This is a genomic window from Labrys miyagiensis (assembly GCF_030160835.1).
In the GTDB taxonomy this organism is placed as follows: domain Bacteria; phylum Pseudomonadota; class Alphaproteobacteria; order Rhizobiales; family Labraceae; genus Labrys; species Labrys miyagiensis.
On sequence record NZ_BSPC01000007.1, the window covers coordinates 132,151 to 154,732 of the forward strand.

A 22,582-nucleotide genomic window follows, 5' to 3' on the forward strand; every position below is an offset into this window, starting at 1 on the left:
CTTTCCCAAAAACAATTCCCCGCTTATGGCAAAATCCTTTATGCAGGCGGCGACATTGGATTGCTGAAACCTTGAACACACCTCCCATTCCCACGCGCCGCGGCGCCGCGGCCGCCCGCCTCGAAGCCCCCGGCCTTGCCGCCCGCGCGCTTGCCGTCAAGGCCGTCGACGGCGTGCTCGGCCAGGACATCGCGCTGGAAGACGCCTTCGAGGGCGCCAGCCTGGAGCCGCGCGACCTGGCGCTGGCGCGCATGATCGCCGGCGTCTCCATGCGCCGCTATGGCAGCATCGGCACCATCCTCGACAGCCTGCTCGCCCGGGGCATGCCGCGCAAATCCGGGCCGCTGGAGGCGATCCTGATCACCGCCGCGGCGCAGATCCTCTTCCTCGACGTGCCCGACCATGCCGCCGTCGATCTTGCCGTGCGCCTCGCCCGCCAGGACGACCGGGCCCAGGCCTTTTCGGGCCTCGCCAATGCGGTGCTGCGCAAGGTCTCGGCGAGCAAGGAGGAGCGCCTCGCCGCGCTGCCGGCGGAGGCCGACACCCCCGCCTGGCTGTTCGAGCGCTGGCGCCGGCACTATGGCGAGGCGACGGCGCAGGCCATCATCGCCGTCCAGCGCGTCGAGCCGGCTCTCGACCTCACCGTGAAGGCCGATGCCGCCGGCTGGGCCGCGCGTCTCGGCGGTCGCGTGCTGCCGACGGAGTCGCTGCGCCTGTCCCATGCCGGCCCGATCCGGGCGCTGGAGGGTTATGAGGAGGGCGCCTGGTGGGTGCAGGACGCCGCCGCAGCCCTGCCCGCGCGCCTGCTCGGCACGGTCGAGGGCCTGCGCGTCGCGGATCTGTGCGCCGCGCCGGGTGGCAAGACGGCGCAGCTTGCCGCGGCCGGCGCGAGGGTCACGGCCGTCGACAGGTCGGAGGCCCGCCTGCAGCGCCTCACCGAGAATCTCAAGCGTCTCGATCTTTCCGCCGAGGTGGTGGTGTCGGACGTGCTCGCCTGGAAGGCGGAGCCCTTCGACGCCATCCTGCTCGACGCCCCCTGCAGCGCCACCGGCACCATCCGCCGCCATCCGGACGTGGCCTGGAGCAAGTCGGCCCACGACATCGGCGCGGTGGCCGACCTGCAGCGCCGCATGCTCTCCCGCATGGCGGGACTGCTGAAGCCCGGCGGCCTGCTGGTCTACTGCACCTGCTCGCTGGAAGCGGAGGAAGGCGAGCAGCAGATCGCGCAGTTCCTGGAAAGGAACGACCGCTTCCGCCTGGAGCCGGTGACGGCGGCGGAGATCGGCGGGCTCGAGGGCGCGGTAACGCCGGAGGGCGCGCTGCGCACGCTGCCGAGCCTGCTGCCGGACGAGGATCCGGCGATGGCGGGGATGGACGGATTCTTCGCCGCGCGGCTGCGGTATCTGGGGTAGGTGAAGAGCGCGGCGCCAGCCTCCCCCACGAAGCTGGGGGAGGTGGCACGACGAAGTCGTAACGGAGGGGGTGTGGTCAGGATAAAGTACCGGAACCATAGCTTTTGAACCCGTTTCTCGCGCTCCACTCCGCCCACACCCCCTCCGACCTCACTTCGTTCGGCCACCTCCCCCAGCTTCGTGGGGGAGGTTGTCGCGCTCTGCTCCGCTTGGCAGTTCCCCATACGTCCCCCCTCTCCCTCCCCCCAAAACTTAACCCAACCGCCCGTTTTCACCGCCAAAGGCTTGCGCGAAGCTCGTGCAACGTTCAACAAGGGGCAGTTGTAGACAGGCGGGCGCCTGCCCCGTCTCTTTCCTGGAGGTATGCATCAAGGATGAGCCGAGGCACTCTGGGCCCCAAGCTCCGTCTCTCCATGCATGCAGCCGGCGAAACCGGCCGCGCCTTGCTGACGCGTGTCTACCTCTCGCCCTTCATGCGCTGGCGCTTCGGGCGCAGCGAGCCGGAAAAGCTCGTGCTGGCGCCGCAGGACCTGCGCGCCTCCGATCCCACCCGCGCCGCTGAGTTCGTCGCGGGCCGCTACACCTTCGCCGGCAAGACCATCGTGCTCAACGAGGTCTCGCCCTTCGCGGTGGCCCCGCCCTCCCCGGCCTGGCGCGAGACGCTGCTCGGTTTCACCTGGCTCAGGCACCTGCGCGCCGCCGACGGCCTGGCCGGCAAGCAGGCGGCGCGCCGTCTGGTCTCCGATTTCGTGCGCTCGAACCTGCGCTTCCAGCCCGAGGCGCTCGACCCGCTGCTCACGGCCCGCCGCCTGCTCTCCTGGGTGAGCATGGCGCCGATGGTGCTGGATGGCGCTGACCGCGGCTTCTACAAGGCCTTCATCCGCGCCATCGCCTGGCAGGCGAGCTATCTCCTGCATGCCGGGCGCAACACCACCGACGGCATGCCCCGCCTGCTCTGCGCCGTGGCGGTGATGCAGGTGAGCCTGTGCCTGACGGACAAGGTCAGTCTGCGCCGCCCGGCCCAGCGCTGGCTGATCAGCGAGCTCACCCGCCAGATCCTCTCGGACGGCATCCATATCAGCCGCAACCCGCAGGCCAATATCGAGCTGCTGCTCGACCTCTTGCCGCTGCGCCAATCCTTCTCGGCACGCAACGCCGTGGCCCCGCCCGAACTTCTCGGCGCCATCGACCGCATGATGCCGATGCTGCGCTTCTTCCGCCACGCGGACGGCGCCTTCGCCGCCTTCAACGGTATGGGCTACACGCAGAGCCATCTGATCGCCACCCTGCTCGCCTATGACGATGCCCGCGGCAAGCCGGTGCAGAACGCCCCCCATGGCGGCTACCAGCGCGTCGAGGGCCATGGCGCCGTGCTGCTGGTCGATACCGGCACGCCGCCGCCGATCAGCGTCTCGCAGGAAGCCCATGCTGGCACGCTCTCCTTCGAGTTCTCGGCCGACAATTTCCGCATCGTGGTCAATTGCGGCGCCCCCGCGGCCGGCCGCGAGAACTGGCGCCACCTCGCCCGCTCCACCGGCGCCCATTCCACCGCGATCGTCAACGACGCCTCCTCCAGCCATTTCGCCGGCGGCACCCGCAAGCCCGGCATGGGGGGACGGGCCATCCTCTCCGGCCCCAAGCATGTGGAGGTAGCACGCGACACCACGCCCACCGCCGTGACGCTGACGGCGAGCCATGACGGCTACCGCCACGATTTCGGCCTGATCCACAAGCGCGAGCTGACGCTGAGCCAGATCACGGGCGCCCTGGAAGGCCGCGACAGCTTCCTCGACTCCAGGAACGAACCCTGGCTCGGCCGTTACCCCGCGCTGCTGCGCTTCCACCTCCACCCGGCGGTGGCCGCGCGCCCCGCCAATGGCGACACCCAGATCGTGATCACCCTGCCCAACGGCAAGGAATGGCTGTTCCTGGCGGACGTGCCCTTCACGCTGGCGGAGACGGCGCATCTGGCGAACCCGGAAGGGCCGCGGCGCTCGGTGCAGATCGTGATGACGCTGCCGGATGGGGAGCACACGATGAGCTGGGCCTTCCTGCCGGCGGATCCGGTGTGAGGTGCGGGGCTGCTTGGATGGGCGCGCGTATCCTTCCCCGCAGACGGGTGTATGATCCACACATTTCGGTATTGAGCGGATTACACTCGGCAGTCGGGCGAGAAGAGTCGGTTTGAGAAAAGGAAGAGCCGATTGCGCCCCCTCGCCCCGTTCTTACGGGGAGAGGATAGAGGTGAGGGGCAGCGCGACTTGGACAGGACTATTTTCTTAAATAAATCAAATGGATACAGTAAGACAACGAACCGCCACCCAGATCGTCGTGGCTTGTAGAACGCTGATCTCAGATCGTTGCGCAGCCCCTCACCTCTATCCTCTCCCCGTAAGAACGGGGCGAGGGGACTTCGACGGCGCGTTCTATCCTCAACCGTCTCATCTCGCTCAGCCGAATGACTTGCGTCTATTCTTCTCGAGCTGGGATATGTGAACCCGATAGCCGCAAGGAGAGGGAAGATGCTCGCGTCGCGCTTCAAGCACTGATTTCTCAGCGCCCCCAGCGCCAGGCTCTCTCGCCTGCACCGCCTTCTCACCACAATGCGCAAACGCTCTCGTTCCCACGCCCTTTCCGGCTGGGTTGATGAGGAGAAACCGGGCGATGGCGGCTGCGGAGCAGCCGTGAAAGCAGGATCATGGAAGATGCAGGCCGCACTGTCGGTGCAGGCCGCCATCGCCCCGTTCCGGTTGCCTGGCGCGCTGACAAGGCGCGCAAGGCCACCTGTTTTTCCGCCTATTGAAGGGCGGAGGCGGGCCGGGAGCGGACGGCACGGACCATCCGAACCTGACCAGCCGGCTCGGTCAAGGGGCTCAGCGCTGCAGTCCTGGCCGGACAGTGGCATGAACCGTCTTCACCGCATCGGCGGGAGATGGGACGAAGGCGCTGCCGGGCTCAAGCCCTTCACGCTCCGTCCAGGGATCATAGGGCACTTCCATGGGGTGCCGATCCCGTCTGTCCCGCTCGTCACCCTGGCAGCCGGCTTCGAGAGAAGCAGGACCGCCGCGCACCTATCGCTTGGATAGGCTCTCGGGGTGGATGGAGGCGTTCGGAGCCGGGTTGTTCCTTCGCCGGCCGCTGACGCTTCGTTCCAAGAGGGATCAAAGCATGGGACCGAATAAAAATCAAGATCTGTTCATTCTATGTTCAACGCAATTCAACGCCTCTGTCATCGGGCAGGCGTGATCGTCATCAAGTCGCTTATGAGGAGCGAGATCGTCAGCCTCTGCGATCAGTGAGATTGCGCGCTTGAGCGACAGCTCGGCGCCGTCAAGGAACGCGCCGGCTGCATTAGGGCCCGTCGTTGGAGATAACGCATGGGCGACGCTGTCGAGTGCGCCACCGATTGCCTTCAACGCCAGGGTGCCTTTACGGAGCAGCAGGTCGGTTTGAGATGATGTCTTGGGCATTGCAGACTTTACCGGTGGGGAGGTTGGCGGAATTGGCGCAAAGCGTCCCATAGGCCCTCGCCTGTGTGGACGGCCTGGACTTCGACCTTATGGATGCGGCGTGTGTCATGGTCTGAACCCGAAGCTTTTGGCGAATTCTTCACTCAGCAGGTATTTCGCATGCTTTCTCGAGGCTGACATCCCACCAATTGGGTAGTTTACGGTTTCATAGCCGTCGCGATCTTTCAGGATGACGTTGTATTCGGCCATGATCGTCTTCGGACGTTGGTGTCATTAACGTGGAGGTAGAGCGTCCAGGCGTGGGTCGACGGCCCGGGCCAGGTGCTTCGCGTAGGTGGAGACCGCACGCAAGTATGCGGCCACGATCTCCTTCCTGAATTATGGCGACAGTTTACTTAACCATGCCTTCCCGTACAGAGTAACACGGTCGACGGGATGAGGAATCGAAGCGACCTCAGCAACATGCGCGGGAACATATGGAGCTGCAGGCAATTGGTAAACTGTCACCGCAATTCCTTGATTGGCATGGGCCACATTGGCCAACTTGTTGCGAGCTTCCTGCGGCTCGGGTTTGACGCCGAGGTGAACTACTGGTCGCGGAGTAGCAAGCCAGGGTTCGAACAGACACTTGGAATTCGCTATGTGGACAAAGCAGATCTAATCGCAGAATCCGACCTGATCTCTCTTCACCTTCCACAGGACGCGGGCGTCATACTCCATCGATCCGAATTCGAGCGAATGAAGCCGGGTGCGATTCTCATCAACACGGCGCGTTCGCAACTCGTCGATGCGGAGGCGCTATATTGGGCGCTATCTTCGGGCCGGCTGGCCTATGCGGCCTTCGATGGATTTTATGGCGATGGCACGCGCCAGTTGAGCTCCGTGGAACGCAGCATCCTCGAGCTTGGTCCTGACAGGTTTTTGACCACGGCCCATATTGGCTGGCGGACCTTCGAGGCGGACCTCCAAGCGCAGCTTTATGCCATGCGCTCAATCGGAGAATTTCTTGATGGACGCGCGGTGTCCAACATCGTCGGGTGATGGCGAGGTCCGCTGCCGGCTTGGAATTTTGAATTACGGCATTACGGCGACAGTCTACTTAACCATGCCTTCCTCCACGGAATAACTTGATCGGCAGGATGTGGAATCAAAGCCACCTCAGCAGCATGCGCGGGAACATAGGGGCAGCATGCAATTGGTAAACTGTCGCCGTAATTCCACGGGGCAGATCGCAATTGTCTTTGGCTTTCTACTATTTCCGCATCGCCAGGTTTGAACGTCGCCATTCCCTGCGCCTCGACGAACAATCAAAATATATTGAACGTGTTGCCAGGCAGTAACAGCTTTATTGGGCGGTTGGGTATATCAATACTGATTCGCTCACTCGGGGGGAGTGCTTGTGAAAAATCTTCTGCTTGCTGCTGCTTTCTTCGCAATATCTTCCAGTTCATTTGCCGCTGACTTGGCACCGCAGGCCGCCGAACCGGCTGCCCCGGTGGTCCTGCCATTCAGCTGGACCGGCTTTTATGTCGGCCTCCATGCCGGGGCCGATTTCGGCTCGGCCAAGGTCAAAGTGCCTATCGTCCCGATTCATGCCACGTTCAGTGGAACGGGTTTCCTCGGCGGCGCCCATGTTGGATATAATCAACAATTCGACGGGGATTTTGTTCTCGGTGTCGAGGGGGACATCGATTATTCAAGCCTGTCGAAAACCAGGAATATCGGGTCGAGGGTCAATTTCAAAAACGAGTGGCAGGGCTCTGTCCGCGCTCGTGCCGGCTATGCCTTCGGCAATCTTCTACCCTATGTGACAGGCGGCGTTGCGTTTGGTGACGTGAAATTCGTCAGCAATGGCGTTACTGCGATCAGCGACACCCGCGTCGGCTGGACGGTCGGTGGCGGTCTCGAATATGCCATCGACCAGAATTGGCTGGTACGCGGCGAAGTGCGCTACGTCGATCTTGGAGAGAAGGGCTCGATCGTTCCGGGGGCAGTGAGGGTCAAAACCAGCTTTGATTCCGTCAATGCGACGCTGGGCGTGAGCTACAGGTTCTGATCTCGCGGATCGGCAGATGGCCCGGTCCTTCGTCATTGACCTGCCATCACCGCCGACCCCGCCTCACATCGGCACCGGACCCAGCCAGCCCAGCCAGCCGATCACGCCCGCGATGCCGACCACGATGAGGGGATTGATCTTCGTGGCGGTGAAGATGATCGTCGCCACGGCCGTGAGGGCCCACTCCCGATAGCCGTGGTCGGCGGACTTTGCCACGATCACGCCGCTCGCCAGCACGAGGCCGACGGTGAGCGGCGCGAAGCCGACTTCGATGGCGCGGCGCCAGGGCGCCTCTTTCGCCGCCGTCCAGAAGCGCGCGGTGAAATAGACCAGGAGGCCGGCCGGCGCCACCATCGCGATGGTGGCGAGAAGCGCCCCGATGATGCCGCCCAGGCCTTCGCCGCCGGCCTTGTAGCCGACGAGGCTGACGAGCAGCACGCTCGGTCCCGGCGCGGCCTGCGCGATCGCGAAGAGATCCGCGAACTGCTTGCCGTCGAGCCAGCCATAGCTCACGGCCTGGCGGTGCATTTCGGGGACCACGGTGTTGCCGCCGCCGATCGACAGGATCGAGAGCATGCCGAACAGCGAGACGATCTTCCACAGATTGTCCAGGCTCATGCCGGCTCCCTGGGCTTGCGCGGCCAGCCCCACCAGAAGGCGACGGGGCCGCAGATTGCCAGCGCCGCCAGGAGCGGCATGCGCAGGATCGCGCTGAGCACGAAGATCGCCACGAACAGGGCGATCGCCATCGGGGCCCGCAGGCATTTCTGGCCGGTCTTGATGGCCATGGCAAAGGTCATGGCGACCGCGGCCGGCGTCACGCCATGCAGCACGTCCTTCATCGCCGGCACCTTGCTGTAGGCGAAATAGAACCAGCCCATGGCCAGCACGATGAGCAGGGGAACGAAGATGAGGCCGAGGCAGGAGACGACCGCGCCCGCGATGCCGCGAAATTTCACACCGACGAACACCGCGAGGTTGATCTGGTTCGCACCCGGCAGGATGCGGCAGATGGTGAGCGCGCTGAGGAATTCCTCCTCGGTCATCCATTTGCGCTCGACGACCACGATCTCGCGCGACCAGGCCGAGAGCCCGCCGCCAAAACTCGCCAGGGCAATCTTGTTGAAGGTCAAGGCCAGTTCCAGCAACCCGGGCCGCTCCTGGGCTGCCTCGTCACTCATGGTCCAGGTCCGGATCGTGCGGGAAGTCGTCCTCCACGTGGTGGAACGCGCTCAACGGCAAAGGAGGCTCGTATTTGTGCGAAAGGGCCCAATCCGATTCGAAGACCTGCGAAAGCCCGGCGATGATCTCGCGGTCGGCCAGCGTGGTTCCGAGTTCGCGGCGCAGGTCGAAGGCGCTGCGGTCGATATTCATCGAGCCGACGAGGGCGCGCTTGCCATCGACCAGGATCAGCTTGGCGTGGAGCCGCAGGTCCTTCTGCTTGTGCACGTGCACGCCGAGATAATGCAGGAGGCGGAGCGATGAAAACGTATCGAGAATGTCCCATTCGCTGATGCCGTGCTTGCCGCCGCAGAGCACGCGCACATGCACACCGCGCTGCGCGGCAGCCGCAATGCGCTCGGTGACGGTGGCGTCGACGAATTTGGGATGCTGGATGTCCAGCGTTTCCTCCGCCCCATCGATGAAGTCCGACATCAGCTGGCGGGAATTGGTATTGCTCCACAGGAGCCCGGTGTCGGGCGCCGGGTGCCAGATCTTCTGCTCCCAGTCGGCGTTGAAGCCTTCGACGATCTGCGCGACCTGGGCGGCATTCTCGACGATCACGCCATAGTCGCGCGTCAGCGTGAAGTATTTTTCGCACAGGTTGAAGGTGGCGACGAGCGCCACGGCCTCGTCCACGACGATCGATTTCTCGTGCGTGACCGCAAAATGCGGGCTCGCCCAGCGCACCGATATGCCGGCGGCCTCCAGGAGCTTGAAGGCCTCGTCATTGGCGCGGCTGCCCGACGATCGCTGCGGATTCAGCATCACGCGAACATCGACGCCTGCCTTGGCGCGGGCGATCACCGCTTGCTGAATCGAGGGCGCGGTAAAGCTGAATTGCTTGATGTAAAGTGAGCGATTGGCGCGACTAATGAGGTCGACGACGGGCGCGATACCATCGTTAGGCTGGACAATGAGGTGACCAATAGCTTTCGACATGGGGAACTCGCAAGTTTTAATGTCCAGTAGTACTTTCAGAGCGCGTTGACAATGCTTTAGCGACGCATGCTGTCGCCGCCGGCAGGGCCCGCATGGTAAGCCTGCGGCGTCACAACGGCTCTACGGCCCCTATGCAAGCTGGGCGGCCGCGTCGCACGGCGCGGTTTATCGGGCCAGCTCCAACCGTAGGGCTGCAGGGCGCCTCTGGTAACCGTTGGCCGGATTTGATCGCTAGAGCAAAGCGCGTTTAGGCGCAAACGCTGCCTTGCTCTAACTCATTGTTTCGACGCGTCTTTGCGATTCTTGCCAAGTCCGGCAAATCGCAAAACGCTTTAGCAAGGAAGCTCTCGTTCATGCTTCAGTTCCAGAAATTCCCAATCTACATCCTGTATTCCCTGCACCGGCAGAAGGCCGTCGATCCCCTGTGGAGCCAATATTATTCGGAAATGAAAAGGGCGCAGGACAATGCCAAAGATCAGCTTCAGAAACACCATTTGGAGGCTATGAAGAGATTCCAGCAGATCGCGCAGCAGAAGGACGATCAGATCAGTGCCATTATGCAATGGCAGCTCATCGAGGACCTGGATCCGAAATACCGGAAGGAAATCCACCAATACGAATCGACCGTCGACCATATTTTGAGAATAATTTCGCATACCAGCATCGGAAACAAGCTGCTGGGCATGATGAAGCCGGATCCGAAAATATACATCATTCCTCCGACATGGGATGAGCCGACGGCGCAGACCCTGCTGAAGACGGACGCGGAGGGGGGCGGTATCCGGATCTACTTCAAACCCGCTGCCTTCCGGCACGTTTTCGTCGCGGGGCGCCCGCCAGCCGACGAGGCGGAGGATACCTTATTTCACGAGCTGGTCCATGCGATGCGGCTATCTCAGAATAGAAAAAGCCAGAGGTCGCTGCTGAACAAGAATTTCAACAACAGCCTGGAAGAATTTGTTGCGACGCAGTTTGAGAACGTCTTTCACGCTGCCCGCCGCCGGTCGGATATTTACAGCACCTATCTCGGCGGATACCGGAACAAGGAGGACATGTACAAATATCTTATAGAAGACGCGGAACTTGTCATGGCCTTGAAACATGTTCTGCAATACGAGCCCCTGGCGGCAGCAGCCGCCGTTTTGCAGCAACCCGAATATAATCCCTTCCGGGATTTCAACGAAATCGAGCAAAAATCACTCAGGCATTTCGGGCTCGATAAATTTATGGATTTTTGAAAGTCGGGCTGGAAAACATCTTCAACGGGCAACGCCAGGGCCGTGGTGGCAACGGCCCGAGCGCTGACTTTGCGGGCTCAGGCGCGCCAAACGCGGAGTGGCGATCTCCGATCGCCAGCTACCTTGCCGGCAAGCGCCTCGTTTCCAAGAATGTCGATCGGGGATCGACACTCCAAGCCTGCGCCTCCCGCAGGCCGCCGCCACCCTCAATACGAACCCGAGGACTTCAGCACGGCCGGCACGGTCTTGGCGATGATCGAGAGGTCGCGCCAGAAGCTCCACTCCCGGACATAGCGCACATCGAGGGCCACGCGGTCGTGATAGGAGGTGTCGTTGCGGCCGCTGATCTGCCACAGGCCCGTCAGGCCGGGGCGGACGCGCTTGTAGTCCTCGATATGCAGGCCGTAGCGCACGATCTCGTCCCGTACGATCGGCCGCGGGCCGACCAGGCTCATGTCGCCGAGGATGATGTTGATGAGCTGGGGCAGCTCGTCCACGCTCGACTTGCGCAGGAACTTGCCGATCGGCGTGATGCGCGGATCGTTCTTGAGCTTGTGCGTCTCCTCCCACTCCTCACGGGCGGCGGCGTTGTCCCGCAGATGAGCGCGCAGGGTGAGATCGGCGTTGACGACCATGCTGCGGAACTTGAGACAGGGAAAGCTCTTGCCGCCGAGGCCCACGCGGTTGTGACGGATGAAGAGAGGGCGGCCCTGGAGGATCAGCAGAGCCCCCGCCATGGCGGCGATCAAAGGCAGCAGGAAGATCAGGGCAGCCGAGGACACCGCGACATCGAATCCGCGCTTGCTGAGTTGCGCGACCTTGCGGGAAACGATCGTCCTGATCTCGACACGGCCGGAACTTGCGTTCCGGGTACCAGCAATACCGGCGTCAGAAGTCACGCCAACAGTTTCAGTTGCCACCTTCGTATCCTCTACGGAGAGTTGTTTTGCGACCTTACTCGACGAATTTTACAGCGGGCTTGTAAATATAAATATCGAGTATGATCTTTATACTATCTACGCGACCCGTACTCACCCAACAGTTCATATATGCCAAGAATAACAATGTCTGAAATGTAGGCTTTGGCGGTATGACTTAGTTTTGTCTTCCGCCGATCATGAGCAGTGTAATACACGAGCGGGTTGGACTGGTCGTTAGCATCTCGTCCTAAGTCTTAACTGATGGTACAAAAAATGGGCGTGAAACGCGGCGGAAGGGCAAAAACTAGGCATTTGCCGGGTTCGACTGCGATTCCGCAGGCGTAAAGCGGCACTTGCCCACCGGCGCGGATGATTGACGCTCCAACCACGGAGAGCCCGTCATCCCCTGCAAGGCCGGGGACCTTCGATATGAGGGGCAGGTTAAGGCACGCGTCGGATACGGGCGTGACGCGGTGGGGGGATGTCCGATCAAAATGGCGCGCGACGTCATTCCCACGACCAAACCTCTGGTTTGGTCGGGGAGCGAAGCGAAACGCCGGAATCCATGAACACCAACCTCGAAGGACGGTGTTCATGGATTCCGGGTCTCCCTTTGGTCGCCCGGAATGACGATGCGCTCAGCCCGAGAGGGAGACGCCTCAGAGCCCCTGCGCCCTGGCCAGGCAGCGCTCCTGGTCGCGTATCCTGGCCAGGTCGCCGAATCGCGCGGCGGCTTCGTGCAGCAGCGCCGAGGCCAGCCCGTTGTTGCCCTGGGCGCGGCGGAGCACCCCGCGCGCCTCCCACACGGCGGCGACCCAGGGGCCGCCCTGCCACATGCCGGCGATGCGCTCCGCCTCGTCGATGCGCCGGCCGGCCTGGTCGATCTCGCCGGCTTCCGCCAGGGCGATCGCGGAGGCGACCCGGAAACCCATGGAGCAGGGCTGGCAGGTGCTCTCTTCCGCAATGAGGCGGTCGCCATGCCGGATCGCCTCGGCCACCTGGTCGATATCGGTGGCGGCTTCCACGGCCAGCGCCGTGTAGCGGATGAGCAGATGCGGCGTGAGCCAGGTCTGCTCGGCGATGTTCAGCCCCTTCTGCAGGAGGCGGCCGGCCTTCCACCGTTGGCCACGGGCCAGCGCCACTTCGGCCAGGCGATGCAGCGCCAAAGCGCGGCCGACCAGGGCGCCGGCCTGCGCATGAAGCTCGTCCGCCCGGGTCAGGAGCTCCTCCGCCTCGTCGAGACGGCCGGAGAACAGCGCCGCCTTGCCGAGGATCAGGGTCGCCAGCGCCCGGCCGTGCACCGAACCGACATCCTCGGCGATCGTCAGCAGCTCGCGCGAGAGATTGGCCATGTCGGCATGGCCGCGGGCGTTGCACAGGCAGAATTCGGCCAGGCACAGATGGCCGTCGAAGACGTTGCCGGCGGCGGGAAGCGGCTGGCGCACCCATTTCACGAATTCGGAGCGGAACAGGGTCTGCCACTGCCCCTGCATGTGGGCGACCAGCCCGACCAGCGCGCTGGCCTCGCCGATCTCGCGGCCGAGCTCGCCCGCCAGCGCCAGGGAACGGGCCTCCTGGGCCTTGCGCTCGGCCTCCCGGAAATCGCCGCTGTGAAGATGGATGATGCCCCAGGCCATCAGCCCGCGCACATGCTCATCGATGCTCTTCGGCGCGGTATCGCCGGGGGTCACGGCCTTCTCGTAAAGCGCCACGGTGGCGCGGTCCGGGCCGAGGCCCATGTCGATGCGCAGCCTCTCGCGCAGGGCCTGGAACAGGCGGATCGCCTCGCCGCGATTGCCCGCCTCGAGTGCCGCCTGCATCAAGGCGCGCGCCGCTTCCTGGTCGATCGGGTCGACCTTGAGCACCTCCTGCCAGAGCCCGGCGCCCTTGAGCACCTGGACATGCAGCGCCTGCAGCCTCTCGCGCGGCTCCTGGGTCCACTCCGCATAGCGATCGTCGGGCAGGAGCTCGCCGCCATACTGAGGCGCGAGCGCGGCGCAGGCGGCCGCATCCTTGTTCTTCAGCGCCGCCGTCGCGGCCGCCTCGTAGCGCTCGAGATCGATCGTCAGCTTCGCGTCCGGCGCGAGCGACAGCGCCTCGCCGTTCAGCCCGATCACTTCGCTGGCCTGCAGCGTCTGCCGCGCGAAATGCACGGCCTTGCGCAGATTGGCGGCCGCGGCTTCCGGGGCAAGGTCTGGCCAGAGCGCCTCCATCACCTGCTCGCGGTGAAGACGATGCCGGGGGGCAAGCGCCAGCAGCTTGACCAGCGTGACACTGCGGGAGCGCCGCCAATCCGTCTCCGTGGTGGTCCGCCCGTCGACGGTGACGCGGAAACGGCCGAGAAGCTGAACGTCAACGTCCATGGAATCGCTCCAAGATCATCACTGCCAGGATTATCAATGCTAGAATAAGGGGAGCCGTCTCACGGCTCATCGCCGCGGGGAACGGCGAGGGAACACTACTCCGCTAAAGTCGCATCGTCATAACACAACAGGAGACGGAAAATGTCACTCCGTATTGGGGATCTCGCACCGAACTTCCAGGCAGAAACGACGCATGGTCCCGTCGATTTCCATGCTTGGCTTGGCGATGCCTGGGGAATTCTATTCTCGCATCCCAAAGACTTCACGCCGGTCTGTACTACGGAACTGGGGTACATGGCGAAGCTGAAGCCCGAGTTCGATATGCGCAATGTCAAGGTCATCGGCCTGAGCGTCGATCCCGTGGCCAAGCATTCGGTCTGGGCAAAGGATATCGAGGACACGCAGGGAATGGCGCCGAACTATCCGATGATCGGCGATACCACGCTCGAAATCTCCAAGCTCTACGACATGCTGCCGGCAGGCGCGGGCGATACCGCGGAAGGGCGGACGGCGGCGGACAACCAGACGGTGCGCAATGTCTATGTCATCGGCCCGGACAAGAAGGTGAAGCTGGTGATCGTCTACCCGATGACCACCGGCCGCAACTTCGACGAGATCCTCCGCGTCATCGATTCGATGCAGCTGACTGCCCGCCACAAGGTGGCGACGCCCGTCAACTGGAAGCACGGCGAAGACGTCATCATCACCACGGCGGTGAGCGACGAGGACGCCGAGCGGATGTTCCCCAATTTCACGCGTGTGAAGCCCTATCTGCGTACAACTGCGCAGCCGAAGTGAGGGGGTGAGGTGCCATCAGTGGAGAGGCCGATCTGGGTTTCTCGGCATCCCAGGCACTGACTTAAAGCGATGAAGCAGCGGGAATCCCTCCCCGACTTCGGGGAGGGTGGACCGGCGCAGCCGGGACGGGTGGGGGAGAGTGGCGCGACATCTGCTTATTTCTGCTTTGTCGCGCCACTCTCCCCCTTCCGTCAGTGCTTTGCACTGACACCTTCCCCGCAGTCGGGGAAGGATAGTCGCGCCCGTGCATCTTAAGTGCGCGCCGATGGGCACCAGAGGAGAAGTCCGATGATCTTTCGCCAGCTCTTCGACAGTGTTTCGGGCACCTACAGCTATCTCATCGCCAGCCGGCAAGGCGCGGAGGCCCTGATCATCGATCCTGTCCTCGAAAAGGTGGATCGCTATGTCAAGCTGATGCAGGAGCTCGACCTGCGGCTGGTCAAGGCGGTGGACACGCATCTGCATGCCGACCACGTCACCGGCCTCGGCGCGCTGCGCGACCGCACGCGCTGCATCACCGTGATGGGCGAGCAGAGCAAGGCGGACGTGGTCTCGATGCGCCTGTCGGACGGGGACCGGCTCGAGATCGAAGGCATCGGCCTCGACGTGATCTACACGCCCGGCCACACCGACGACAGCTACTCCTTCGCCATGGCGGACAGGGTGTTCACCGGCGACACGCTGCTGATCCGCGGCACCGGCCGCACCGATTTCCAGAACGGCGACCCGCGCCAGCAATATGAGAGCATCTTCGGGCGGCTGCTACGCCTGCCCGACACCATGCTCGTCTACCCCGCCCACGACTACAAGGGCGACACGGTGAGCACGATCGGCGAGGAGAGGCGCAACAATCCGCGCCTGCAGGTCAAGGATGCCGACGCCTATGTCGAACTCATGAACAATCTGAACCTGCCCAATCCGAAGATGATGGATGTGGCGGTGCCGGCCAACATGCATATCGGCTTTCACCAGGAGGCCGTCGCGGCCCGGGGCTGGGCCCTCTCGCCCGAGCAGGGCATGGCACTGCTCGGCAGGCAGGAGGCCGTGCTCATCGATCTCAGGGAGCAGCGCGAACGCGAGCGCCATGGCCGCATCCCCGGCGCGGTCCACTGCCCCTATCCGACGCTCGCCGCCGAACTCGCCGGCGCCGGCCTGCTGCACGAACTCGCACGCAACCGCCGGCTGGTGTTCTTCTGCGCCTATGGCGAGCGCTCCGCCATGGCGGTGCAAGCCGCCCAGGACGCCGGCATCACCGCGGCGCTGCATATTCAGGGCGGCATCGCGGCCTGGAAGAACGCGGAGGGGCCGGTGGAAGGGTGAGGCGGGGCGCGCTTCCTCCCGCATAGGTTGAGCGACGAGCTGGCCCTGGCAGCGCCGATACGGCTATAACCTTTCCGGCCTGCTGGCGGAACGCCAGGCGGCACGAGCGCATTCTATGTGTGTGGCGAACGGTCGAGGCTGGCTGTGAACCGCCCCGAATGCCCAGGAAACCGGACCGGTATCGGCTTCACGAGTGAAAGGACAAGCCATGGCCATCGCCAAGAACACGATCTGCATCTGGTACGACAAGGACGCCGAGGCTGCCGCCCGCTTTTACGCCGAGACTTTTCCCGACAGCCGCGTGAGTGCCGTCCACCGTGCGCCCGGCGACTATCCGTCCGGCAAGGAGGGCGACGTGCTGACGGTCGACTTCACCGTCGCCGGCATCCCCTGCCTCGGCCTCAATGGCGGGCCCATGTTCAAGCATAACGAAGCCTTCTCGTTCCAGATCGCCACCGACGATCAGCAGGAAACCGACCGCTACTGGAACGCCATCGTCGGCAATGGCGGCCAGGAAAGCGCCTGCGGCTGGTGCAAGGACAAATGGGGCATCTCCTGGCAGATCACGCCGCGCGCGTTGACCGAGGCGATGGCCGCCGGCGGCGCCGAAGCAAAGCGCGCGTTCGAGGCGATGATGAAGATGAAGAAAATCGACGTCGCCGCGATCGAGGCGGCGCGGCGAGGCTGAAGATGCCAGGGTGACCCGATGCCCGACCGTGCCAGGATCCTGGTCGTCCTGACCAACCATTCGGCCTATCCGAGCCGGCCCGACAAGACCGGGCTGTGGCTGGCCGAGTTGACCCATTTCCTCGATGTCGTCGACGCGGCCGGCTACGAGGCCGATTTCGTCAGCCCGGGTGGCGGGCCGGTGCCGCTGGATGAACGCAGCCTCGGCTGGCTTTATCTGAACAGCGAGACGCGCAAGTACCTGAAAAATCCAGCCTTCATGTCCAGCCTGAAGAACACCAAGGCGGCCACGGACGTCGATCCGACGGATTACGCCGCCATCTATTATGCGGGCGGACACGGCACGATGTGGGATTTCCGCGACAGCGCTGCTCTCAGGAACCTCGGCGAGCGCATCTATCGACAGGGCGGCGTGGTGTCGGCTGTCTGCCACGGCGTTGCCGCACTGCTCGACCTGCAGGACAGGAATGGCCGACCGCTGGTTGCCGGGCGCAAAGTCACGGGATTTTCCACCAGGGAGGAATGGCTTTCGGGGCTCAAGGGCCAGGTGCCGTTCCTTCTCGAAGACGAGCTGATTGCCAAAGGCGCCCGCTACAGCAAGGCGTTGCTGCCGTTCACGTCCTTCGTCGTGGTCGACGGGCGGATCGCGACAGGGCAGAACCCGGGCTCGAGCAAGGCAATCGCGAAAGCGGTGGTCAAGCTGCTGGGGGAACCGGCACTGGTCAAGGAAGGTTCTCCCTGAATCATGACGACGATCAATCAAACAGGCAGATGCCGTTGTGGCCGGTCGAGCATCCACGTTCAGGGGCCGGTCATCGGGCGCTTCTTCTGTCATTGCACGATCTACCGGTCGCTTTACAAGGAGCCATATGCCGACGTGACCGTCGTGCGCGCACGGTCCGTGACCATCCGGGCGGTGCACAAGATGAACTTCCGGCGCTATAGATCCCCCCTGCCCTGAACCGCGGCCTGTGCAGGGCGTGCGGATCGCCGGTGCTGGGTCTCACGCCCGGGCCATCAGCCCTCGCGCTCGCCTTCGTTGCGTCACGCTCCTTTGAGAAGCCTTATCTTCTGCCACCGCTGCAGTTGCGTATTTTCTACCATCGCAGAGTTGCGGAGGTGGATGACGCACTGCCCAAGATCAGCGGCTATTGGCGCAGCGAATATGCTGTCGGGCGCCTGATGATCCGTGGCTTGTCGAACAGCTAGCCACTTTCTCTCCCCCTCCGCGCCATCTTGCGCTATCAAGCCGCGCAAACCCTGCCTTCGGAGATTCCCGCCTTGATCGCTGCCGCCCCCATCACCCGCGCTTTGCTCTCCGTTTCCGACAAGACTGGCGTGGTCGATTTCGCCAGGGCGCTGGCGAGCCATGGTGTGGAGCTGGTCTCCACCGGGGGCACTTACAAGGCATTGGTGGAGGGTGGCCTGACGGTGAAGGAGGTCTCCGAGCTCACCGGTTTTCCCGAGATGATGGACGGGCGCGTCAAGACGCTGCATCCCAAGGTGCATGGCGGCCTGCTCGCCATCCGCAACAACGCCGAGCACCGCGCCGCCATGACGGTGCACGATATTGCCCCGATCGATCTTCTCGTCGTCAATCTCTATCCCTTCGAGGCGACGCTGGCGCGTGGCGGCTCCTTCGAGGACCTGATCGAAAACATCGACATCGGTGGCCCCGCCATGATCCGCGCCGCCGCCAAGAACCATGACGATGTCACTGTGATCGTCGATGTCGCCGATTATGACGAGGTGCTGGCCGAGTTGGCGGAGAATGACGGCGCTACCACCCTCGCCTTCCGCCGCCGCCTCGCCGCCAAGGCCTATGCACGCACCGGCGCCTATGATGCGGCGATCTCCAACTGGTTCGCCGGAACGCTGGAGATCGATACGCCTGCCTTTCGCGCCATCGGCGGCACGCTGGCCGAGGCCTTGCGCTATGGCGAGAACCCGCATCAGAGCGCGGCCTTCTATGTCACGCCCGAGAAGCGCTTCGGCGTCGCCACCGCCGCGCAGCTGCAGGGCAAGGCGCTCTCCTACAACAATCTCAACGACACCGACGCCGCCTTCGAATGCGTGGCCGAGTTCGATCCGGCCCGGTCGGCGGCGGTGGTGATCGTCAAGCATGCCAATCCCTGCGGCGTCGCCGAGGCGCCGACGCTGGCGCAGGCCTATGAGAAGGCGCTCGCCTGCGACCCAGTCTCGGCCTTCGGCGGCATCATCGCCGTCAATCGCGAGCTCGACGCCGACACGGCATCGAGGATCGTCGAGATCTTCACCGAGGTGATCGTCGCCCCGGCCGCGAGCGCGGCGGCGATCGCCATCATCTCGGCCAAGAAGAACCTGCGGCTGCTCGTCACCGGCGGCCTGCCGGATCCGCGCGCCGAGGGCCTGACGGCCAAGACGCTGGCGGGCGGCCTGCTGGTGCAGGGCCGGGACAATGCCGTGGTCGACGACATGACGCTGAAGGTAGTGACCAGGCGCGCGCCGAGCGAGCAGGAGATGGCGGACATGCGCTTTGCTTTCCGCGTCGCCAAGCATGTGAAGTCGAACGCCATCGTCTATGCGAAGGACGGGGCGACGGTAGGCGTCGGCGCCGGCCAGATGAGCCGCGTCGACTCCGCGCGCATCGCCGCCGCCAAGGCCACCGACGCGGCGAAGGCCGCCGGGCTGCGGGAGACACTGACCCAGGGCTCGGTGGTCGCCTCCGACGCCTTCTTCCCCTTCGCCGACGGGCTGGAGGCCGCAGTGGCGGCCGGAGCCACGGCAGTGATCCAGCCGGGCGGCTCGCAGCGCGACGCCGAAGTCATCGCGGCGGCGGACGCCGCAGGGCTGGCGATGGTGTTCACGGGAACGCGGCACTTCCGGCACTAAAGCAAAATGCGTTCGGGCAGGAGCGGATTTTCAAATTAGCGCATTGGCGTAAAAAGCATTTTGCGATTCTTGGTGATTCGATCTGAAGGTAAGACGCACTAGGCTGGGATCGCCGGCTTTCCAGCCGGCTCTTGGAGCCGTCGTACGTGGGTGAAGGGAACAGTCGGCTGGAAAGCCGGCGGTCCCGGCATCACGGTCACGCCAGTATCCGCAAACCGTGCTTCTGGATAAGCGAGAGAAGCTTCAGCGCCATGCCGCTCGGCCGTTTCGCGCCGGTTTCCCATTTCTCCACCGTGCTCTCGCTGGTGTTGAGATAGCGCGCGAACACTGGCTGGCTGACATGATTGCGTTCGCGCAGGGCCTTGATTTCGAGGGGATCGAGTCGCGGCGGCTCGATGAGGCTGAGTTCATCGAAGTGCCGCATCGTGGCCTTGTCGAGGGTGCCGGCCCGATACATGCCAGCGACGGCGCCATGGATCGCCTCGAAGGCATCGCTCTTATGCTTGGCCTTGGCCATGACAGATCTCCATCCGGAGTAAATGTAGCACTTGGTGCGATCTTTCAAGGCTGCGTCACGGGGAACGCCGCACATAACGACTGGGGCACAGGAATCCTTGCCCGACTGCGGGGAAGGTGGCATTGCGAAGCAATGACGGAAGGGGGAGAGCGGCGCGACATAGCCGATTTTTTGGATAGGCAGGCGCCACCCTACCCCTTCCGGCCCGGCTACGCCGGTCCACCTTCCCCGCAGTCGGGGAAGGATGATCCGCGCCTTACTCCTCCCTGGCCCATCTGGTTTCGAGCGCGTGGAAGATGGTATCCATCACCTCGGGCAGCGATCTGTCCACGTCATGGTTGGAAAAACGCATGACCCGGTAACCCAACTTTTCGAGAAAAGCATCTCGGGTCGCGTCATGTGCGAGGCCTTTGGCATAACCATGCTGATTGCCATCCACTTCGATGACGAGACGACGGCGCTTGCAGGCAAAATCGGCCACGAAACGGCCGATCGAAATCTGACGGCGGAGATGGTACCCCTGCAGCCGCAGTTGGCGCAAATGCTTCCAAAGTTTCACCTCCTGTGGCGTCATTTTCTTGCGGAGGCGCCGAGCCTGGACGACTGACATTCTTCACGCTCGCTTTGGTACCACCTCCAGCGGCCCGCAGTCCCGGCTACCGCGCCTTGGTGCAGAGCTCGACCAGCGCGCCGTTGTTGTCCCTGACATAGGCCACCACCTGGCCCCAGGGCTTCTGGGTCGGTGGGGCGACGACGGCGGCGCCGTGGAGGAGGGCCTTGCGATAGGCGATCTCGACATCGCCGACCACGAAGGCGATTTCGATGCCGGCGGGCGGGGTGTCGGGGCGGTTGCGCTGGACGGGGCCGAGCATGGTCTCGACGAATTTCTCGTCGGCAAAGCCGAGCGCCGTGTCGCCAGTGACCAGCTCGGCAAATTCGCCATCGGCAATGAAGCGCGTCTCCAGCCCGAAGGCCGCCTTGTAGTAAGCGCAGGTGGCGCCGACATCGGGGACGTAGTGGATGACATAGCCGAGCTTCATGAGTATGTTCCCTGTTTGTTCAGGGAAGGAGTAAGCGATTGGGGTGGTTTTGTCGAGAGGGAAGTCCCGGCTTTCCTCGAACCGCGTCGCCCGTCGGAAAAGCAGAGCCGGCTGGAAAGCCGGCGGTCCCAACCTATCCGTGCGGGTTTTCCACCCGTGGCCAGATCTCGCGCGAGAGCTTCTTGTAGTCCGTCACGCGCGGATCGGAGGGATAGGGCGCACCGGCGTCGATATAGATGATCTCGGCCGCGATCGGGGCAAAGCCGGCGTGGAAATGGTTGGTGGATTTCACCAGCAGGATGTCCTTGGCCCCGTAATCCACGCCGAGATTGGTGAAGATGTCGGGCTCGAAGGTCTGGGTGCGATTGGTGTTGAGGATGATGTCGATCTCGGTGCCCTCGATGCGCACCACGGCGGCCGGGCCCAGGGTGACGCGGCTCTTGCCGAAGCTCTGCCAGCCTTCGGTCACGGCGCGGCGTACCTCCACCATGGCGTCGATGGGCTGCCCCCCGGAAGCCGGGCCGGCCTTGCCGCCGAAGCGCAGCATCAGCCTGGCGCCCTCCCCTGCCGCGAGACAGAAGGTCACGGCGATCGGGTCCCAGATGGTGGCGAGGCCGATGCGATTTAAACGCTCTCCTGCTCGCTTGCGCTCCAATATGCGGGAGAGGATCAGCGTGCCGTCGCCGGCGACACCGCCACCCGGATTGTCCCAGACATCGGCGATCACCACCGGCTTGCCGGGCCTGCCCGCCACCAGAGCCAGCGCCTGGTCGAGGCCTTCGTCGATGCCGACCATCGGCATGGCCGTCCTGCCACGCAGGCCGAAGATCTCCATGCCGAGCTCGCGGGCAAGCGCATCGCCCTTGGCCTTGTCATTGTCGGTGACCACCATGATCTGCGTGCCCAGCTCCGGCACGTCCGCGGCCATGAAGCCGTGGATCAGCGAGATGGACAGGATACCATCCTTGCCCTGCATCGCCTTGATACGGTCGACGAAGGAGCGCATCGGCTCGCGGCTGGTGGGGAAGACGCCGATCATGCGGCAGTCGAAGGTGGAGATCACCGGCTTGATCTCGCCCTTGAGGGTGCGCAAGGCGAGGTCGACGACATGCTCGCCGCGCTCGTAGAAATCGGTGTGCGGAAATTCGAGGAAGGCGGCCAGGATGTCGACGTTGGCGACGCGCTTCTTCGTCAAATGGCTGTGCGGGTCGAGCTCGCTGGCCACAAGCACGTCCGGCCCGACGATGGCGCGTATATGCTCGAGCAGGTCGCCCTCGCAGTCGTCATAGCCCTGCGCGACCATGGCGCCATGCAGGCCGAGGATGACGGCATCGACCGGCAGCGCGGCACAGAGCTGGGCCAGGATCTCGTCGCGCAGGCCTTCATAGGTCTGGCGCTGCAGCAGGCCCCCGGGCTCGGCCCAGGTGCCGGTGCCCTCGATCAAGGTGAAGCCCTCGGCCGCAGCGCGCTTGCGCAGCGCCACCATGGGCGAAGAGCAGAGCGTCGGCGTCTCGGGATGCTGGCCGGGGCCGGCATAGAAGGCCATCTCGAAGCTCGCCCGGTCAGTGGGGACGGGGGAGAAGGTGTTGGTCTCGGTGGCGAAGGAAGCGGTGAAGATGCGCATTGGGGACCTGAGGTAATAAGATATTAAACAATTACTTTTGAGGTTTGCGCTGCCCCTTGTATCTGCAGGAATGATTTGATGCACGATAGAAGCGACGAGCCCA

At 63.7% G+C, this 22,582-nt stretch carries 24 protein-coding genes; 12 read left to right on the forward strand and 12 right to left on the reverse strand.

The window, feature by feature from the left end:
• Positions 1–86: 86 nt before the first annotated feature.
• Together QQL24_RS05155 and QQL24_RS05160 are read left to right on the forward strand one after the other, a co-directional pair.
• Positions 87–1,412, forward strand: coding sequence for an RsmB/NOP family class I SAM-dependent RNA methyltransferase (locus QQL24_RS05155; protein WP_431310641.1), 1,326 nt, complete (start codon positions 87–89; stop codon positions 1,410–1,412).
• A gap of 374 nt (positions 1,413–1,786) precedes the next feature.
• Entirely contained in the window at positions 1,787–3,484 is a 1,698-nt protein-coding gene (locus QQL24_RS05160; RefSeq protein ID WP_284310834.1) for a heparinase II/III family protein, read from the forward strand.
• Positions 3,485–4,285: 801 nt separating this feature from the next.
• Here the strand turns inward: QQL24_RS05160 and QQL24_RS05165 are convergent.
• The 3 genes from QQL24_RS05165 to QQL24_RS05175 all read right to left on the reverse strand — a co-directional run bounded on the left by QQL24_RS05165 (position 4,286) and on the right by QQL24_RS05175 (position 5,131).
• On the reverse strand, positions 4,286–4,411 hold the full coding sequence (locus QQL24_RS05165) for a hypothetical protein (RefSeq protein ID WP_284310835.1): 126 nt from the start codon (positions 4,409–4,411) through the stop codon (positions 4,286–4,288).
• A 186-nt stretch (positions 4,412–4,597) separates the two neighbouring features.
• Positions 4,598–4,882, reverse strand: coding sequence for a hypothetical protein (locus QQL24_RS05170; RefSeq protein WP_284310836.1), 285 nt, complete (start codon positions 4,880–4,882; stop codon positions 4,598–4,600).
• A 105-nt stretch (positions 4,883–4,987) separates the two neighbouring features.
• Positions 4,988–5,131 carry a hypothetical protein gene (locus QQL24_RS05175; RefSeq protein WP_284310837.1) on the reverse strand — a complete coding sequence of 48 codons (144 nt, stop codon included), beginning with the start codon at positions 5,129–5,131 and terminating at the stop codon, positions 4,988–4,990.
• Positions 5,132–5,344: 213 nt separating this feature from the next.
• Between QQL24_RS05175 and QQL24_RS05180 the strand changes: the two genes are divergently transcribed.
• Positions 5,345–5,923 carry a 2-hydroxyacid dehydrogenase gene (locus QQL24_RS05180; protein ID WP_284310858.1) on the forward strand — a complete coding sequence of 193 codons (579 nt, stop codon included), beginning with the start codon at positions 5,345–5,347 and terminating at the stop codon, positions 5,921–5,923.
• 358 nt (positions 5,924–6,281) lie between these two features.
• Entirely contained in the window at positions 6,282–6,938 is a 657-nt protein-coding gene (locus tag QQL24_RS05185; protein ID WP_284310838.1) for an outer membrane protein, read from the forward strand.
• 63 nt (positions 6,939–7,001) lie between these two features.
• Here the strand turns inward: QQL24_RS05185 and QQL24_RS05190 are convergent, their stop codons facing one another.
• The 3 genes from QQL24_RS05190 to QQL24_RS05200 are packed head-to-tail and all read right to left on the reverse strand — an operon-like array spanning position 7,002 to position 9,101.
• Positions 7,002–7,556: a chromate transporter gene (locus QQL24_RS05190; protein ID WP_284310839.1), complete on the reverse strand. Its 555-nt coding sequence runs from the start codon at positions 7,554–7,556 to the stop codon at positions 7,002–7,004.
• Positions 7,553–8,119, reverse strand: coding sequence for a chromate transporter (locus QQL24_RS05195; protein WP_284310840.1), 567 nt, complete (start codon positions 8,117–8,119; stop codon positions 7,553–7,555). The genes QQL24_RS05190 and QQL24_RS05195 overlap by 4 nt, the downstream gene beginning before the upstream one ends.
• Positions 8,112–9,101 (reverse strand): phospholipase D-like domain-containing protein, encoded by a 990-nt coding sequence (locus tag QQL24_RS05200; protein WP_284310841.1) that lies wholly within the window; start codon positions 9,099–9,101, stop codon positions 8,112–8,114. Before QQL24_RS05200 ends, QQL24_RS05195 begins: the two co-directional genes overlap by 8 nt.
• 353 nt (positions 9,102–9,454) lie before the next feature.
• Between QQL24_RS05200 and QQL24_RS05205 the strand changes: the two genes are divergently transcribed.
• Entirely contained in the window at positions 9,455–10,339 is an 885-nt protein-coding gene (locus QQL24_RS05205; RefSeq protein ID WP_284310842.1) for a hypothetical protein, read from the forward strand.
• A 206-nt stretch (positions 10,340–10,545) separates the two neighbouring features.
• Here QQL24_RS05205 and QQL24_RS05210 read toward each other — a convergent pair whose 3' ends face one another.
• The gene (locus QQL24_RS05210; RefSeq protein WP_284310843.1) at positions 10,546–11,259 is read right to left on the reverse strand and encodes a sugar transferase; all 714 of its coding nucleotides are present in this window, start codon (positions 11,257–11,259) and stop codon (positions 10,546–10,548) included.
• Between the two features lie 659 nt (positions 11,260–11,918).
• On the reverse strand, positions 11,919–13,622 hold the full coding sequence (locus QQL24_RS05215; RefSeq protein ID WP_284310844.1) for a BTAD domain-containing putative transcriptional regulator: 1,704 nt from the start codon (positions 13,620–13,622) through the stop codon (positions 11,919–11,921).
• A gap of 141 nt (positions 13,623–13,763) precedes the next feature.
• Here QQL24_RS05215 and QQL24_RS05220 point away from each other — a divergent pair, with 141 nt between their 5' ends.
• The 7 genes from QQL24_RS05220 (at position 13,764) to purH (ending at position 19,298) form a co-directional block, all read left to right on the forward strand.
• Positions 13,764–14,420 carry a peroxiredoxin gene (locus tag QQL24_RS05220; protein WP_284310845.1) on the forward strand — a complete coding sequence of 219 codons (657 nt, stop codon included), beginning with the start codon at positions 13,764–13,766 and terminating at the stop codon, positions 14,418–14,420.
• A gap of 288 nt (positions 14,421–14,708) precedes the next feature.
• The gene (locus QQL24_RS05225; RefSeq protein ID WP_284310846.1) at positions 14,709–15,740 is read left to right on the forward strand and encodes an MBL fold metallo-hydrolase; all 1,032 of its coding nucleotides are present in this window, start codon (positions 14,709–14,711) and stop codon (positions 15,738–15,740) included.
• Between the two features lie 214 nt (positions 15,741–15,954).
• Positions 15,955–16,428 carry a VOC family protein gene (locus QQL24_RS05230; RefSeq protein ID WP_284310859.1) on the forward strand — a complete coding sequence of 158 codons (474 nt, stop codon included), beginning with the start codon at positions 15,955–15,957 and terminating at the stop codon, positions 16,426–16,428.
• 18 nt (positions 16,429–16,446) lie between these two features.
• A complete protein-coding gene (locus tag QQL24_RS05235) occupies positions 16,447–17,169 on the forward strand; it encodes a type 1 glutamine amidotransferase domain-containing protein (protein ID WP_284310847.1) in 723 nt (240 codons plus the stop codon).
• A 3-nt stretch (positions 17,170–17,172) separates the two neighbouring features.
• On the forward strand, positions 17,173–17,388 hold the full coding sequence (locus QQL24_RS36795) for a GFA family protein (protein WP_488803359.1): 216 nt from the start codon (positions 17,173–17,175) through the stop codon (positions 17,386–17,388).
• Between the two features lie 32 nt (positions 17,389–17,420).
• Positions 17,421–17,636: a hypothetical protein gene (locus tag QQL24_RS05240; RefSeq protein WP_284310848.1), complete on the forward strand. Its 216-nt coding sequence runs from the start codon at positions 17,421–17,423 to the stop codon at positions 17,634–17,636.
• A gap of 72 nt (positions 17,637–17,708) precedes the next feature.
• On the forward strand, positions 17,709–19,298 hold the full coding sequence (gene purH, locus QQL24_RS05245; protein ID WP_284310849.1) for a bifunctional phosphoribosylaminoimidazolecarboxamide formyltransferase/IMP cyclohydrolase: 1,590 nt from the start codon (positions 17,709–17,711) through the stop codon (positions 19,296–19,298).
• 196 nt (positions 19,299–19,494) lie between these two features.
• Here purH and QQL24_RS05250 read toward each other — a convergent pair whose 3' ends face one another.
• The 4 genes from QQL24_RS05250 to QQL24_RS05265 all read right to left on the reverse strand — a co-directional run bounded on the left by QQL24_RS05250 (position 19,495) and on the right by QQL24_RS05265 (position 22,479).
• Positions 19,495–19,815 (reverse strand): helix-turn-helix domain-containing protein, encoded by a 321-nt coding sequence (locus tag QQL24_RS05250; protein ID WP_284310850.1) that lies wholly within the window; start codon positions 19,813–19,815, stop codon positions 19,495–19,497.
• A gap of 256 nt (positions 19,816–20,071) precedes the next feature.
• Positions 20,072–20,425 carry an endonuclease domain-containing protein gene (locus QQL24_RS05255; RefSeq protein WP_284310851.1) on the reverse strand — a complete coding sequence of 118 codons (354 nt, stop codon included), beginning with the start codon at positions 20,423–20,425 and terminating at the stop codon, positions 20,072–20,074.
• A 46-nt stretch (positions 20,426–20,471) separates the two neighbouring features.
• Positions 20,472–20,855, reverse strand: coding sequence for a VOC family protein (locus QQL24_RS05260; protein WP_284310852.1), 384 nt, complete (start codon positions 20,853–20,855; stop codon positions 20,472–20,474).
• A 133-nt stretch (positions 20,856–20,988) separates the two neighbouring features.
• Positions 20,989–22,479: a M81 family metallopeptidase gene (locus tag QQL24_RS05265; RefSeq protein ID WP_284310853.1), complete on the reverse strand. Its 1,491-nt coding sequence runs from the start codon at positions 22,477–22,479 to the stop codon at positions 20,989–20,991.
• Positions 22,480–22,582: the final 103 nt, after the last annotated feature.

Bases quoted from the DNA above. Each gene is read 5' to 3' on its own strand.
- QQL24_RS05160 (WP_284310834.1), top strand. From the start codon at position 1,787: ATGAGCCGAGGCACTCTGGGCCCCAAGCTCCGTCTCTCCATGCATGCA.
- QQL24_RS05165 (WP_284310835.1), bottom strand. From the start codon at position 4,411: ATGGAAGTGCCCTATGATCCCTGGACGGAGCGTGAAGGGCTTGAGCCC.
- QQL24_RS05170 (WP_284310836.1), bottom strand. From the start codon at position 4,882: ATGCCCAAGACATCATCTCAAACCGACCTGCTGCTCCGTAAAGGCACC.
- QQL24_RS05175 (WP_284310837.1), bottom strand. From the start codon at position 5,131: ATGGCCGAATACAACGTCATCCTGAAAGATCGCGACGGCTATGAAACC.
- QQL24_RS05180 (WP_284310858.1), top strand. From the start codon at position 5,345: ATGCGCGGGAACATATGGAGCTGCAGGCAATTGGTAAACTGTCACCGC.
- QQL24_RS05190 (WP_284310839.1), bottom strand. From the start codon at position 7,556: ATGAGCCTGGACAATCTGTGGAAGATCGTCTCGCTGTTCGGCATGCTC.
- QQL24_RS05195 (WP_284310840.1), bottom strand. From the start codon at position 8,119: ATGAGTGACGAGGCAGCCCAGGAGCGGCCCGGGTTGCTGGAACTGGCC.
- QQL24_RS05200 (WP_284310841.1), bottom strand. From the start codon at position 9,101: ATGTCGAAAGCTATTGGTCACCTCATTGTCCAGCCTAACGATGGTATC.
- QQL24_RS05205 (WP_284310842.1), top strand. From the start codon at position 9,455: ATGCTTCAGTTCCAGAAATTCCCAATCTACATCCTGTATTCCCTGCAC.
- QQL24_RS05215 (WP_284310844.1), bottom strand. From the start codon at position 13,622: ATGGACGTTGACGTTCAGCTTCTCGGCCGTTTCCGCGTCACCGTCGAC.
- QQL24_RS05220 (WP_284310845.1), top strand. From the start codon at position 13,764: ATGTCACTCCGTATTGGGGATCTCGCACCGAACTTCCAGGCAGAAACG.
- QQL24_RS05225 (WP_284310846.1), top strand. From the start codon at position 14,709: ATGATCTTTCGCCAGCTCTTCGACAGTGTTTCGGGCACCTACAGCTAT.
- QQL24_RS05235 (WP_284310847.1), top strand. From the start codon at position 16,447: ATGCCCGACCGTGCCAGGATCCTGGTCGTCCTGACCAACCATTCGGCC.
- QQL24_RS36795 (WP_488803359.1), top strand. From the start codon at position 17,173: ATGACGACGATCAATCAAACAGGCAGATGCCGTTGTGGCCGGTCGAGC.
- QQL24_RS05250 (WP_284310850.1), bottom strand. From the start codon at position 19,815: ATGGCCAAGGCCAAGCATAAGAGCGATGCCTTCGAGGCGATCCATGGC.
- QQL24_RS05255 (WP_284310851.1), bottom strand. From the start codon at position 20,425: ATGTCAGTCGTCCAGGCTCGGCGCCTCCGCAAGAAAATGACGCCACAG.
- QQL24_RS05260 (WP_284310852.1), bottom strand. From the start codon at position 20,855: ATGAAGCTCGGCTATGTCATCCACTACGTCCCCGATGTCGGCGCCACC.
- QQL24_RS05265 (WP_284310853.1), bottom strand. From the start codon at position 22,479: ATGCGCATCTTCACCGCTTCCTTCGCCACCGAGACCAACACCTTCTCC.